Source organism: Pseudomonas anguilliseptica, from assembly GCF_021375795.1.
Taxonomy (GTDB): domain Bacteria; phylum Pseudomonadota; class Gammaproteobacteria; order Pseudomonadales; family Pseudomonadaceae; genus Aquipseudomonas; species Aquipseudomonas anguilliseptica_A.
In genome coordinates this window covers 124,698-138,208 of the sequence record NZ_JAEIOI010000002.1, presented here as the reverse complement: position 1 = coordinate 138,208, position 13,511 = coordinate 124,698, and the positions used below count along the sequence as shown (strand labels likewise).

Sequence of the window (13,511 nt, the reverse complement as noted above, 5' to 3'; positions counted from 1 at the left end):
ACTGATGCCGCCATCCGTTTTGCAGTCCCTGCTGCCTTTTCTGCGTTGGTTACCCAATTGCACGAAACGCAGCCTTGGCAAAGACCTGCTGGCAGGCCTGAACGGGGCCATCCTGGCGCTGCCACAGTCCATCGCCTACGCCCTGATCGCCGGGCTGCCGCCGCAATATGGCCTGTACGCGGCCATCGTGCCGGTACTGATCGCCTGCCTGTGGGGCTCCTCCAGCTACCTGATCTGCGGCCCCACCGCCGCGATTTCCATCGTGTTGTTCAGCAGTGTCAGCCCGCTGGCAACACCGGGCAGCGACGACTTTATTGCCCTGATTCTGCTGCTGACGCTGCTGGCGGGCCTGTGTCAGTGGCTGCTCGGCCTGCTGCGCTTCGGCGCGCTGGTGAATTTCGTTTCGCACTCGGTGGTGCTCGGCTTCACCTTGGGCGCCGCACTGGTGATTGCCATCGGCCAGTTACCCAACCTGCTCGGTCTCACTGTCACCAGCCAGGCCACGGCACTGACCAGCCTGCTCAACCTCGGCGAACACCTGGTTGATAGCAATTGGCGTAGCCTGGCCGTGGCCGCGTTTACCCTGATCATCAGTTTACTGAGCAAGCATGTGTGGCCACGCAGCCCGGCGCTGTTGATCGGCATCGCCGCCGCCAGCTTATTGGTATGGGCCTGGCCGGAGCAGCTTGGGGCGATTGCGCTGGTCAGTCGTTTCGAAGGGCGCCTGCCGCCTTTCACCCTGCTGGACTTCAACCTGACGCACATCCTGCAACTGCTGCCTGCTGCCGTGGCCTGTGGTCTGCTCGGCCTGGTTACCAGCCTGTCGATTGCCCGCGCGCTGGCAGACCGTTCGCAACAACTGCTGGATGCCAACCAGGAAGTCCGTGCCCAGGGTCTGTCAAGTATCATCGGCCCCTGGTTCGGCGGTTCACTGTCGGCGGGCTCCTTCACCCGCTCAGCGCTCAATCAGCAAGCCGGTGCCTGCTCACCGATGGCCGGGGTATTCGCCGCCCTGTTGGTGGCACTATTCGCCCTGTATGGCAGCCGCCTGTTCGCTTATGTGCCGATCCCGGCCATGGCGGCGAGCATTCTGCTGATCTGCTGGGGGCTGTTCGACTTCGCCGCCGTCAAGGCCCTTAAGCGCGTCAGCCCCAGCGAGTTTCTGGTGATGCTGCTGACCGTGCTGGCAACCCTGGTGCTGGAATTACAGAGCGCCATCTACGCTGGCGTGCTGGCTTCGCTGGTCGTCTACCTCAAGCGCACCTCTCAACCGCGCGTGCGTCAGTGGCAGGACGGTGAACAGGAGTGGCTGCGCATCGAAGGTTCGATCTTCTTCGGGGCCTGCAATTACCTGCAACAGTTGCTGCAACGCAGCTCGGCACGCTCAGTAATGATCGATGCGCGGCACATCAATTTTATCGATTACGCCGGGGTCGCCATGCTCCACCAGGAAGCCCGTCGCCTGCGCCACCAGCAGCGCCTGTTGGTGGTGCACCACGCACGCCCCCAGGTGATCGCCGACATCTACAAGCTGGAAGGCCGTGAACACTGCCCGGTGCAGTTCGCCTGAACAGCACCTGCATTAAGACATAAAAGGAATATAAATAGCGTTAAAAATTACTTTTTATGAATAAAAAAGTTGTGCAGTATCCCCTCGTACTCCTGGCCCAGTGGTCAGGCATTCAAGCAAACGCCTGCAAGACGGGCTCAGTGACGAGGAAAGTCTGCATCATGCTCAAGAAACTTCTGCTGGCCAGCGCCATTACCTCAAGCCTGTTGAGCAGCGCCGCTGCCCTGGCCCAGGACAAGCCAATCCTGAATGCCTCCTACGACATTGCCCGGGAACTGTTCGCCGAGATCAATCCCAAGTTCGTCGCCCACTGGAAAGCCCAGACCGGCAAGGAACTGAAGATCGACCAGTCGTTCGCCGGTTCCTCGCGCCAGGCGCAAGACATCATCCAGGGCAAGAAAGTCGATACCGTGACCTTCAACCAGGTCACCGATGTGGACATCCTGGCCAAGCGCGGCCTGGTGCGCGAAGACTGGGCCAAGCAGTTCCCCAATAACAGCTCGCCCTACTACAGCACCACCGCATTTCTGGTACGTAAAGGCAACCCGAAAAACATCAAAGGCTGGGACGACCTGGCCCGTGAAGACGTGAAACTGGTCTTCCCCAACCCGAAAACCTCCGGCAACGCGCGCTACAGCTACCTCGGTGCCTGGTTGCATGCCAATGAACAGTTCAAGGGTGATGAAGCCAAGATCAAAGGCTTCGTTGGCAAAGTGCTGCACAACGTCGAGAACTTCCCCACCGGTGGCCGCGCCGCCACTGTCGCCTTTGCCCAGAATGGCCAGGGCGATGTGCTGCTGACCTTCGAATCGGAAGTGGTGAATATCGCCAAAGGTGAAGAGTTCAAGTCCGGCGAGTTCGAGATCGTCGTGCCGCCGGTCAGCGTACTGGCCGAGTTTCCGGTTGCCCTGGTCGACAAAGTGGTCGATGAAAAAGGCACCCGCGAAGTGTCCAAAGCCTACCTGGACTTCCAGTACAGCAAAGACATCCAGCAACTGCTGACCACCTACAGCTACCGTGTGCATCACCCGGAAGTCGTGGCGGCCACTGCGGATCAGTTCCCCAAGATCCGCCTGATCAACCCGACCGAGGTTCTCGGCACCTGGGATGAGATCACTGCCAAGCACTTCGACGCCGATGGTATCCTTGATCAACTTCTGGCTGAGGGCCGCTAAGTCCCCCAGCGCTTTAAGTAACAAAGCAAGCCGCCGTACCTAGAACCTATTCAAGGTCTCGCGAGCTAGAGCCCTGCAAGGCAAAAACAGGCGAGAAACGTAGCGCAGCGTAGTAACAGCCAACGGCTGGCCCGTAGGGTGAGCGCAGCGAATCAAGTGAAGTGTACTTTTGTACATGAGCATGACTCGTTTCACTCGCCCTTCGGGTCGCGCTAAAGCGCGTTAGCCGCAAGCGGCTTACCGAGCCTGTTTTTAACGCAGCAGGGCCGACGCGCAGCAGACATTGAACAGGTTCTTACGGCGGCTTGTGCTTTAAGGGATCAATGCGTGCCTAAAACTCCCCGTTTTTTTCTGCAGAACCCGCTGCTACCAGGCTTTGGTCTGAGCTTCGGTTTCAGTACGTTCTACATCTCGCTGATTATCCTGTTCCCGCTGTCAGCGCTGCTGCTGTATGTCAGCGACATGAGCTGGGCGCAGTACTGGCGGGCCATTAGCGACCCCCGCGTGGTGCAGAGTTACAAGGTGACCTTGAGTGGTGCCTTTTATTCGACGATTGCCGCGCTACTGATCGGCCTGCTGCTGGCCTGGATCATCACCCGTTACGACTTCCCCGGCCGGCGCTTGGTGGATGCCCTGGTCGATCTGCCGTTCGCCCTGCCCACCTCGGTGGCCGGGCTGACCCTGGCGACGCTGCTGGCCCCTGGCGGCTGGCTCGGCCAGTGGCTTGAGCCGCTAGGCATCAAGGTGGCCTACGCCTACCCCGGCATCCTGATCGCCATGGTGTTTACCAGCCTGCCCTTTGTGGTGCGCACCGTGCAGCCGGTGCTGCAGGACTTGGGCCGCGACTACGAAGAAGCCGCCAGCACGCTGGGCGCCAATCGCCTGCAGACCTTCTTCTACGTGGTGCTGCCGACCCTGACCCCGGCGCTGGTCACCGGCGCGTCGCAATCCTTTATCCGCAGCCTCGGAGAGTTCGGCGCGGTGATCATGATTGCCGGCAATATCCCGTTCAAAACCGAAGTCTCCTCGCTGATGATTTTCGTGCGGTTGCAGGAGTTCAACCACAACGCGGCTGCGGCGATTGCCTCAGTCATTCTGCTGGCCTCACTGGTACTGCTGTTCAGTCTGCAAGTGCTGCAAGGCCGCCTGTTCAAATGGCAACGGCAAGGCAAATGAGAAAACCACAATATTGGCATCAATGGTTGCTGATCGGCCTGGGGTTGAGCCTGGTCACCCTGCTGCTGCTCATTCCACTGGCGTTGATCTTCAGCAAGGCGTTCTCCGGTGGCCTGGCGTTGCTGTGGAGCAACCTGGGCGAAGACTACATGCTGCATGCCATCGGCCTGACCCTGCTGGTTGCCGGGCTGACCGTGCCGATCAACCTGTGCTTCGGCATCATGCTGGCCTGGTGCGTGACCCATTACGATTTCCGTGGGCGCAAACTGCTGACCACGATAATCGACATTCCCTATGCCGTTTCGCCCGTCGTCGCCGGGCTCTGCTACCTGGTGGTGTATGGCCTGGAGCACGCCCTGGGGCGCTGGTTCTACGATAACGGCATGCAATTGATGTTTGCCTGGCCGGGCATCGTCATGGTCACCATCTTCGTTACCGCGCCTTATGTAGCACGCATCCTGATTCCGGTGATGCAGGCCCAGGGCCAGGATGAGGAAACCGCTGCTTTGTGCCTGGGTGCCGGCGGCTGGCAGATCTTCCGCCATATCACCCTACCGAAGATCAAATGGGCGCTGCTGTATGGCGTGGTGGTGACCAACGCCCGTGCAGTTGGCGAGTTTGGTGCGGTGTCGGTGGTGTCCGGCACCATTCTCAACCAGACCTTGACCCTGCCCTTGCTGGTCGATCAGTTGAACAACGACTACAAGCCCGCCGCCGCCTTTACTGCCGCAGCGCTGCTGGCCTGCATAGCGCTGCTGACCCTGCTGCTGAAAACCTTTATGGAATGGCGCCAACGCATGCTGATGCAACGCGCTGAAGCCTAGACCCCGGAGGGTTACGCTTCTGTAGGAGCACGCCATGCGTGCGAAGTGCATTCGCGGGCATGGCCGGCTCCTACACGCGTTAGCACTTACGGCCAATAACGCCGCAGGCGCAGGCCTATCAGCACACCCAGCAGGCAAAACACCCCGAACACCCAGCCAGACACCGCACCGGCCATAACCCCCGACAACAGCGTACCCACGGTGCACCCCAGTGCCAGCATGCTGCCCCAACCCAGCAATACGCCGCCCAGCAGATTACGCAGCAGTTCACCGACACGTGGACGCTTGGGCTGGAAGTCCCCTGCTAGCAGGGCACTGACCCAGGCGGCCACAACCAACCCGAGAATAAACAGGCCGTTGTTCGACAGCAGCGTCTCCTTGATCACCGTGGCGCAACCGGAAAAACCATCCAGCCCCTCCAGGCGCTCCGGCAACCAGCCGAAACCATCAGCAGCCGTTCGCGCCACACTGCCCAGTTCCGCAGTCACCCCCAGCGGGCCGACGCGCAGATAACTCAAGGTGGCGAGAAAGCCGATCAACACCCCGCCCACCCAGGTCGGCCAGCGCTGACCAAACAGCAGTTGCAACAGGTTGCGCGCAGGCGCGCGCGGCTCAGTACCTGGTTGCACATGCAACAACAGCCAGCTGGCCAGCCCACCCAACAGAGCAATCTGCAGCAGCAGCGACACGCCATAGCCCTGCCAGGCAGGCAACCAGACCACCGATGCCTGCTGGATGCTCAGCAGATACAGCGGGTTCCAGCAGAGAAAACCCAGATAGAAACCGATCAGCGCACCGAACAGTGCAAACAGCGAAGCAAATGCCCCTTCACCCAGGCGGTAAAGATGCGCACTGATGCAGGAGCCGGACAGTGCCATGCCGATACCGAACACCGTGGCACTCAGCCCCAGTACCCAACTCAATGGACCCACATGGGCATCCGGCGGCAAACGCCCACCGCTTGGATCCGGCAGAAAGGCACCGAACACCAGGTGATAGCCGAGAGTACCCACGGCCAGCGCCGCGATAATGCCGAGCAAGCCGTCTGGCTTGCGCTGCTCGATAAAGTCGCGGATTACGCAGAAAAAACAGAAACGCGAACGCTGCAACAGCACGCCAAACACAGCGCCGCCGAGCAGCGACAGACTCAACGCCTGGCTACCGCTGTCGGCCCCGGATAAACGCCAGACAGCAAAACCCAGCGTCAGGCTCACTACCAGAGCCAATCCGCTCGCCCAACGTCCGGGCGTATGCAGAGAGGTCGTGACCATATAAACCCCCAAATAAAAAAATGACCGGAGTCATTTTTAATCTTGCGTAACCACAGCCCGCAGGATGGCGCCAATAAAAGAAGAGCGAGCGCCCTGCCTGAACGCTCACCCTTAAAAAGTGGCAAGGCGGTTAAGCACCGTGCCGATAGATGTTTATGCCGTAGCCCGTAGGGCGGATGACGTTTTCATCCGCTACTGCGATCGGCGAACGGTGGATGGGCAAAGCGTCATCCACCTTCCGCTTCAAGCCATTATTTGCCGCCCCAGACCGTACCGGCCACATTGACCACCGGCACACCTACAGCGTTGCCGTATTCGGTCCAGGAACCGTCGTAGTTGCGCACGTCATAACCAAGGATCTTTTTCAGAGCGAACCAGGTGTGGCTGGAACGCTCGCCAATGCGGCAGTAGGTGATGATCGGCTTGCTGCCATCGATGCCCACCGCGCCGTAGACCTTTTTCAACTCTTCAGCCGATTTGAAGGTGCCGTCGGCAGCCACTGCCTGGCCCCAGGGCACATTGACGGCACCCGGTACGTGGCCGGCGCGCACTGCCAGCTCCTGCACACCCTGCGGGGCAAAGACCTTGCCGTTGTATTCATCAGCAGAGCGGATATCCACCAGTTGTACGTCGCTGCGTTTCTCTGCGGCAGCGATCACATCCGGGAGGAAGGCGCGCAGCTGTTTATTCGCCGCCTTGACGGTGACATTGCCGGCTACCGGGGTTTTCGCCCGGTTATCCAGGGCGCGTTTTTCCGCTTCCCACTTCACCCGGCCGCCATCGAGCAGTTTGACGTTATCCACGCCATACACATCGAATACCCAGGCGCCCCAGGCGGCGAACCAGTTGTTGTTATCGCCGTAGAGCACCGTGGTGGTGTCAGCAGAGATGCCGGATTTACGCAGCAGCGCCTGGAAGTTTTCCTGGCTGGCGATATCACGGCGTACCGGGTCGACCAGATCGCGGTGCCAGGCGAAATTCACCGCACCCGGAATATGCCCACGCTCGTAGACGCCCGGCGTGACGCTCACCTCGATGATCCGCACCTTGGGATTGTTCAGGTTTTTTTCCAGCCACTCGGTGGTCACCAGCACATCACTGGCGGCCAGTGCCTGGGCACTTTGCAACAGGCTGGCGGCGGCCAGCAGGCCGGCACCAAACAGGGTTTTCAGGTTCATTCGCACTGCCTCAAAAGGTTGTCAAACAAGGCCAGCAGGCCTATCCGTGGTTGGTGAGTTATCGATGTACGGCATGTCTTTTCTGCTCTGCCCTCCCTGTCATATCAGCCATACAGCGAAGGCGTAGGTGCCTTGCCGTTGAGTAACCAGTGCCCGAGATCGCGCACCTTGTAATCCAGTGGATCGTGCAGGCTGTGCACCCGTACGTTGCGCCAGAACCGGTCAAAGCCGTATTTCGAGCTGGTGGAACTGGCACCCATGTTTTCAAAGATGCGCGCGGTGATTTCCAATGCAGCGCGAGCCGATACCACCTTGGCTTCACTGATGGCCAAAGCCACCTCGGCGCGCTCAGCGGCGGTCAGTGCGGGTTTTTCCCAGGCACTCTGCAGGCGCTGGGCGGCGTTTTCAGCCAGCAACTGAGCACTGCGAAACAGCAGCCACAGCTCGCCATAACGCTGTTGAATAAAGGGATCATCACTGGCCAAGGCCACCCCGGAAGCTGGCCAGGCGCGGCTGCTGTCACGGGTGTAACGCAGCGCAGCGTCCAGCGCGCCCTGGGCATTGCCCAGGTACAGCTGGGTCAGAATCAGTTGCGACAGGCAGCTGCGCAGCGTGGTGCGCGGGCTGGTGCCAGTCGGGCCAAGCAGCTCACTGCTGTCGACAAATACATTCTCGAACTGCACCGTGCCGCTGTCGGTCTGGCGCTGGCCAAAACCATCCCAGTCATCATTCACCGCCACCCCTTCACGCTGCGTGGGCAGCACGATAAACACCCGGTCTTCGGGGTTATGGCTACGCGGCACATTGATCACCAGGGCATCGGCACCAAGCGCTCCGGAGCAGAATGATTTGCTACCGTTCAGCTCGTAATGCTCCTCACGGCGGCTGAGTTTCAGACGAGTATCGCGGCCGTTGGTGGCGTTGCCCCAGAACCAGCGCTCATGCACCGTGCGGCTCAACCAGTGGCGCTGCTGATCGGCATTGCCGAACAGCAAAATGGTCGCCACCTGCAAGTGTTGAAAGGCAAACAGATGGGCCAGCGAGCTGTCCACGGCGGCCAGGTAACGGATGATCCGGTAGAGCTCCGGCCAGACCAGGCCCTGACCACCAAACTGCTGTGGAATGGCCAGGGTCAACAGACCGCTTTCGCGCAGTAACTGACGCTCAGCCTGGGCACTACCGCCCTGCCGATCACGCTGTACGGCAGTCGCCGCCAGCTTGCGCGCCAGGCGTTCAACCTTGCCACTGCGGTTGGCGAAGTCACTGGGAAACAACCTGGGATCAAACAGCGGCTCGGCACTTTCAAAGGCCTGTGCAGTGGCGCGAAACTCGGCAGCCATAAGCTATTGCACCCGACCAGCAGCACGTTCAAGTCTCTGCGCCCACCTACCCTGTGCACCAGCCGACCGCTGGAGACGCGGTTCGGAGGGCTGCCATTGCACCAGCTGCAGAGCCTGATCACGGTGTTGAGCGCCAGGCTGCTCGACGATGGCGCGATCCAGATGCCCCCATAGCTGGGTGCTGGTCGGGACGGGCTGTTGATAGCCACTGCGCGCTTGCACGGTGGCATCGGCGGGTACCGCACTGAACAGACCAAGACCCAGGGCCAGGCTGGTGCTGAGCAAGGGATGACGGCTAAAGGCGGACAACTTGGGCATGGCAGACCTCGTCAAGGACGTGCCGGCCATCAATGCGGGCCGGATCACTGGCAACTTCAGGTTTGAACAGGAAGTCCGGTGATCCGGTAGACACAAGCTAAATGATCTAAAAAATATGAAGCAAATAATTTTTAAGCATTAGCTTATGGGTCTAGCACCTAAGCACCATTTATTCTTTTTAGTTACTACAAAGTGAAAATAAATTCTTTTTAGGGATTAACAATAATCCCTACAGTGCGCTCAAGCCGACAGCGGACCACCGCATCGGGCCCATAACAGGGGCTCCTTGTTTTCGCTGAGATCGGCGCAACGCACGCCATCCCGCCTGAGCCCCTCTGCAGTGCCACACACAACAGCACAGACCTGCATTTGGAGCATCGAGCATGAATAAGTCCACACTGGCCCTGGCCGTTACACTGGCCGCCCTCGCCAACCAGGCCACTGCCGCCGGCTTTATCGAAGACAGCAAAGCCACCCTCGGCCTGCGTAATTTCTACTTCGACCGTAACGACAAGAACACCGCCAACAGCAACAACGAAGCCAGCGAATGGGGCCAGGGCTTTATCTTCAACTACCAGTCTGGCTACACCGAAGGCACCGTCGGTTTCGGCCTGGACGCCATCGGCCTGGTCGGCATCAAGCTCGACTCCGGCGGTGACAGCAGCACGCCACGCAGCCGTGCTCCAGGCTCGCTGTTCCCTCTGGAAAGCGATGGCAGCGCAGTAGACAGCTACGGCAAGGCCGGCGTGACTGCCAAGGCGCGTATTTCCAAGACCGAACTGCGTCTCGGCACCCTGCAGCCCAAACTGCCGGTGATCAACTTCAACGATGGTCGCCTGCTGCCGCAAACCTTTGAAGGCGCGCAGATCACCTCCGCCGAAATCGAGGGTCTGACCCTCACCGCCGGCCAGCTGGAAAGCACCAAAACCCGCAGCTCCACTGATGACATCGCCCTGCGCATTGGTGGCGCGGGTAGCTTCCAGGGCAAAGCCGCCGACTCCAACGAATTCATCTACGCCGGTGGCGACTACAAGGTCACCAAGGACCTCACCGCGCAGTACTACTACGGCAGCCTGGAAGACTTCTACAAACAGCACTTCCTTGGCCTGACCCATAACCTGGCGCTGCCAGTGGGCGCACTGAAAACCGATCTGCGCTACTTCAACAGCGGCTCCGACGGCAAGAACGGCAGCCTGGCTGGCCGCACCGAAGGTTATAAAAGCAGCGGTTTCTGGCGCGCAGGCGACAGCAAGAACGGTGAAGTGGATAACAACACCTGGAGTGCCCTGTTCACTTACAGCCTGAGCGGCCACGCCCTCAGCGCCGGTTATCAGCAGGTGTCCGGCAACAGCGCCTTCCCGTTCGTCAGCCAGGGTGACGGTGCCACCGCGTACCTGATCACCGACCGGCAGATCGGCAAGTTCGCCAGCGCCGGTGAGCGCACCTGGCTGGCCGAGTATGCCTACGACTTCGCCAGTGCCGGCATTCCCGGCCTGAAAGCCACCGTGACCTACCTGTCGGGTAGCAACATCGACGCCGCCGACAGCGACCGCAAGGAATGGGAACGTGACTTCCGCCTGGATTACACCCTGCAGGAAGGTGCCCTGAAAGGCCTGGGTGTGTCCTGGCGTAACGCCACCTTCCGTGGCAACACCACTGCGGCCGATCAGGACGAAAACCGTCTGATCCTCAGCTACAGCCTGCCGTTGCTCTAAGTACAAACAACACGCCCAGTGTGTACCGGCCTGACCACAGGCCGGTTTTACCTTCGCTTTACGCTGACCTGAAGTGCCCGTCCACGGGTCGACAGGCGACAACCCTAACCAGAGGAAACGACCATGGGTCTGTTCAATCTGCGTCGGGGGCTGACCGCCCTGTTTGTGGCGATTCTGCCTGCCGGCGCCTATGCCGAAACACCAAAAGAAGTCCGCTTAGACTACGCCTATTACGCCCCCACCAGCCTGGTACTGAAGCAACAGGGACTGTTGGAAAAAGCCCTCGCGCCGCAAGGCATCAGTGTCAAATGGGTATTCAGTCAGGGCAGCAACCGCTCGCTGGAATACCTCAATGGCGGTAGTACCGATTTCGCCTCCACCGCCGGCCTGGCTGCCGTACTGAGCCGCGCCAACGGCAGCCCGATCAACACCGTCTACGTCGCCAGCCGCCCGGAGTGGACCGCGCTGGTGGTGCCCAAGAACTCTCCGATCAACAGCCTGGCCGATCTGAAAGGCAAGAAAATCGCCGCCACCAAAGGCACCGATCCCTTCCTGTTCCTCCTGCAAAGCCTGCAGAAAGCCGGGTTGGACAAAAACGCCGTGGAAATCGTCCACCTGCAACACCCCGATGGCCGTGTCGCCCTCGAACGTGGCGATGTCGACGCCTGGGCCGGGCTTGATCCCCTGATGGCCTCCAGCCAACTGCAAGCCGGTTCGCGCCAGCTGTACCGCAACCTCGACTTCAACAGCTATGGCGTGCTCAGCGTCACCGAGAAATTCGCTGCCACTCAGCCTGAGCTGATCAAGCAGGTGATCGGCGCCTACGAACAGGCCCGCGAATGGGCCATTGCCAACCCGGATGCCCTGGCCCAGCTGCTCGCCGACGAAGCCAAGCTGCCGCTGGAAGTGGCCAAGCTGCAACTGTCGCGTACCGACTTCAGCAACTCGCAGCCCGGCGCCGAGCATATCGCCGCGCTGAAAGCCGCCGCGCCGATCCTGCTGGATGAGCAACTGGTGCGCCCAGGCACTGACGTGGCCAAGGTGGTGGATCAACTGATCAGCCCACAACTGGCTGCCAGCGTGATTAAGCAATCCGTAGCCAACGCGAGCAACTGAGTCATGGGCACCCTCAACCTCACACTCAGCCGCTGGGCCGAACGCCTGCCACGCTGGCGGCCAAGTCTGGCCAATCTGCGCGGTTGGGCGGTGCCCCTGGCACTGCTGCTGGGCCTGGAAGCCCTGGTGCGTTTCGCGGTGCTGCCGGCGCACCAGATGCCTGCGCCGACTCAAGTGGCGCAAACCCTGTTCAACCTGGCGGTCAGTGGCGAGTTGCTGCGGCATATCAACGCCAGCCTGCTGCGAGTTGCCGCCGGGTTTCTGATTGGCGCAGGCCTGGCCATCGTGATTGGCACCTGGGTCGGCCTCAGCCGGCGTGCCGAGGCCTATCTGGAACCGACCTTCCAGGCCTTGCGGGCGATTCCCAGCCTGGCCTGGGTGCCCTTGCTGCTGCTTTGGCTGGGCATTGATGAAACGCCGAAGGTGGTGCTGATCGCCCTCGGCGCATTCTTTCCGGTGTACCTGGCGCTGCTGGCCGGCATCCGCAATATCGACCGCAAGCTGGTCGAAGTCGGCCAGCTTTATCAGCTCAGTCGCTTCGCCCTGGTGCGGCGGATTCTCCTGCCGGCCGCCCTGCCCAACCTGTTTACCGGGTTACGTGGTGCGCTGAGCCTGAGCTGGATGTTTCTCGTCGCAGCGGAGCTGATTGCCGCCACCCGTGGCCTTGGCTACCTGCTCAGCGACGGCCGGGAAACCTCACGCCCCTACCTGGTGATTGCCGCCATCCTGCTGCTGGCGGTGCTCGGCAAGCTCAGCGACAGCCTGCTCAAGTACTGGGAAACCCGCGCACTCAAATGGCGTGACAGCTACCAAGGCGGAGAGAACTGAAGATGAGCGCACTGCTGCAACTGCAGAACATTCACAAAGCCTACGACGGCCTGCGCGTGCTCGATGATGTCAGCCTGAGCCTGGCCCCCGGTGAAATCGTCAGCCTGCTCGGCCCCAGCGGCTGTGGCAAAAGCACCCTGCTGCGCATCGCCGCCGGGCTCGATCAGGATTTCAGTGGCGGGCTGGAGTTCAACCCATTGCTGCAATTTGGCCGTGGTACCGGCATTGGCGTGGTGTTTCAGGAACCGCGTCTGATGCCCTGGCTGAATGTCGCGCAGAATGTCAGTTTTGCCGATGGCTGGATCGCCGATGACAAATGGGTGCAGCAACTGCTGCGCGATGTCGGCCTCAGTGGCCATGCCGACGCCCTGCCCAAGCAGCTTTCCGGCGGCCAGGCACAACGCGCGGCGATTGCCCGCGGCCTGTATGGCAAACCCCATGTGCTGCTGCTCGATGAGCCATTCAGCGCGGTGGATGCCTTTACCCGCATGAAGCTGCAGGACCTGCTCGGCGAGCTGGCCGAGCGCTATGAAATTGCCGTACTGCTGGTCACCCATGATCTGGACGAAGCGTTCTACCTGAGCGACCGCGTACTGATCCTCGGTGGCACACCCAGCCGTCTGCAACGCGAACTGGCAGTGCCGCTGACGCGCCCCCGCGACCGCCGCTCGGCAGAGCTGGCCTACCTGCGCGGCGAAGCCCTGACCGAGCTGTACCAATCTCACGCCTTGTAAAGCAGCAACGAATTCCTCAGGTGGAATATTTACCGGGCGCATGGCCCGGTTTTTTTATTACCCGTGCCAATAGCCTGCGATGCCGGTCGTCATCCGCAACTGACGCGAAACGGATTCGTAGGGTGCGCCATGCGCACACAGCATTTCGACTGTATGGAAACAATGCCGGTGCAGGCCAAAAATCCAGGTGCGCACAGCGCACCCTACGGACAGCCGTTAGCACACCGCGGCATAGCCTTTTGAAGCGGCCGTTGCACAGTCAACCC

At 60.6% G+C, this 13,511-nt stretch carries 12 protein-coding genes; 8 read left to right on the top strand and 4 right to left on the bottom strand.

Translation table 11 applies throughout. The features are described from left to right. Window positions 1-4: 4 nt before the first annotated feature. The 4 genes from IOD17_RS08450 (at window position 5) to cysW (ending at window position 4,745) form a co-directional block, all read left to right on the top strand. On the top strand, window positions 5-1,570 hold the full coding sequence (locus IOD17_RS08450) for a SulP family inorganic anion transporter (protein ID WP_233684660.1): 1,566 nt from the start codon (window positions 5-7) through the stop codon (window positions 1,568-1,570). Between the two features lie 161 nt (window positions 1,571-1,731). Continuing rightward, window positions 1,732-2,745, top strand: a complete 1,014-nt coding sequence (gene cysP / locus IOD17_RS08445) for a thiosulfate ABC transporter substrate-binding protein CysP (protein ID WP_233684659.1) — start codon at window positions 1,732-1,734, stop codon at window positions 2,743-2,745. Between the two features lie 327 nt (window positions 2,746-3,072). Further along, complete coding sequence (gene cysT, locus IOD17_RS08440; protein ID WP_233684658.1) at window positions 3,073-3,921, top strand: sulfate ABC transporter permease subunit CysT; 849 nt, start codon at window positions 3,073-3,075, stop codon at window positions 3,919-3,921. Beyond that, a complete protein-coding gene (gene cysW / locus IOD17_RS08435) occupies window positions 3,918-4,745 on the top strand; it encodes a sulfate ABC transporter permease subunit CysW (RefSeq protein ID WP_233684657.1) in 828 nt (275 codons plus the stop codon). The genes cysT and cysW overlap by 4 nt, the downstream gene beginning before the upstream one ends. Window positions 4,746-4,831: 86 nt before the next feature. Here the strand turns inward: cysW and IOD17_RS08430 are convergent, their stop codons facing one another. From IOD17_RS08430 to IOD17_RS08415, 4 genes are all read right to left on the bottom strand, one after another. Further along, the gene (locus tag IOD17_RS08430; protein ID WP_233684656.1) at window positions 4,832-6,016 is read right to left on the bottom strand and encodes a YeeE/YedE family protein; all 1,185 of its coding nucleotides are present in this window, start codon (window positions 6,014-6,016) and stop codon (window positions 4,832-4,834) included. Window positions 6,017-6,267: 251 nt separating this feature from the next. Then, on the bottom strand, window positions 6,268-7,194 hold the full coding sequence (locus IOD17_RS08425) for a sulfurtransferase (RefSeq protein WP_233684655.1): 927 nt from the start codon (window positions 7,192-7,194) through the stop codon (window positions 6,268-6,270). Between the two features lie 104 nt (window positions 7,195-7,298). Then, entirely contained in the window at window positions 7,299-8,534 is a 1,236-nt protein-coding gene (locus IOD17_RS08420) for an acyl-CoA dehydrogenase family protein (RefSeq protein ID WP_233684654.1), read from the bottom strand. A 3-nt stretch (window positions 8,535-8,537) separates the two neighbouring features. Then, window positions 8,538-8,852, bottom strand: coding sequence for a hypothetical protein (locus tag IOD17_RS08415; protein ID WP_233684653.1), 315 nt, complete (start codon window positions 8,850-8,852; stop codon window positions 8,538-8,540). 383 nt (window positions 8,853-9,235) lie between these two features. Here IOD17_RS08415 and IOD17_RS08410 point away from each other — a divergent pair, with 383 nt between their 5' ends. The 4 genes from IOD17_RS08410 (at window position 9,236) to IOD17_RS08395 (ending at window position 13,245) form a co-directional block, all read left to right on the top strand. After that, on the top strand, window positions 9,236-10,567 hold the full coding sequence (locus tag IOD17_RS08410; protein WP_233684652.1) for an OprD family porin: 1,332 nt from the start codon (window positions 9,236-9,238) through the stop codon (window positions 10,565-10,567). Between the two features lie 123 nt (window positions 10,568-10,690). After that, window positions 10,691-11,683, top strand: a complete 993-nt coding sequence (locus IOD17_RS08405; RefSeq protein WP_233684651.1) for an aliphatic sulfonate ABC transporter substrate-binding protein — start codon at window positions 10,691-10,693, stop codon at window positions 11,681-11,683. Between the two features lie 3 nt (window positions 11,684-11,686). Next, a complete protein-coding gene (locus IOD17_RS08400; RefSeq protein WP_233684650.1) occupies window positions 11,687-12,511 on the top strand; it encodes an ABC transporter permease in 825 nt (274 codons plus the stop codon). A gap of 2 nt (window positions 12,512-12,513) precedes the next feature. Next, window positions 12,514-13,245, top strand: a complete 732-nt coding sequence (locus IOD17_RS08395; RefSeq protein WP_233684649.1) for an ABC transporter ATP-binding protein — start codon at window positions 12,514-12,516, stop codon at window positions 13,243-13,245. Window positions 13,246-13,511: the final 266 nt, after the last annotated feature.

Coding starts and splice junctions, on each gene's coding strand:
- IOD17_RS08450 (WP_233684660.1), top strand. CDS start 5: ATGCCGCCATCCGTTTTGCAGTCCCTGCTGCCTTTTCTGCGTTGGTTA.
- IOD17_RS08410 (WP_233684652.1), top strand. CDS start 9,236: ATGAATAAGTCCACACTGGCCCTGGCCGTTACACTGGCCGCCCTCGCC.
- cysW (WP_233684657.1), top strand. CDS start 3,918: ATGAGAAAACCACAATATTGGCATCAATGGTTGCTGATCGGCCTGGGG.
- IOD17_RS08405 (WP_233684651.1), top strand. CDS start 10,691: ATGGGTCTGTTCAATCTGCGTCGGGGGCTGACCGCCCTGTTTGTGGCG.
- cysP (WP_233684659.1), top strand. CDS start 1,732: ATGCTCAAGAAACTTCTGCTGGCCAGCGCCATTACCTCAAGCCTGTTG.
- IOD17_RS08420 (WP_233684654.1), bottom strand. CDS start 8,534: ATGGCTGCCGAGTTTCGCGCCACTGCACAGGCCTTTGAAAGTGCCGAG.
- IOD17_RS08425 (WP_233684655.1), bottom strand. CDS start 7,194: ATGAACCTGAAAACCCTGTTTGGTGCCGGCCTGCTGGCCGCCGCCAGC.
- IOD17_RS08415 (WP_233684653.1), bottom strand. CDS start 8,852: ATGCCCAAGTTGTCCGCCTTTAGCCGTCATCCCTTGCTCAGCACCAGC.
- IOD17_RS08400 (WP_233684650.1), top strand. CDS start 11,687: ATGGGCACCCTCAACCTCACACTCAGCCGCTGGGCCGAACGCCTGCCA.
- IOD17_RS08395 (WP_233684649.1), top strand. CDS start 12,514: ATGAGCGCACTGCTGCAACTGCAGAACATTCACAAAGCCTACGACGGC.
- IOD17_RS08430 (WP_233684656.1), bottom strand. CDS start 6,016: ATGGTCACGACCTCTCTGCATACGCCCGGACGTTGGGCGAGCGGATTG.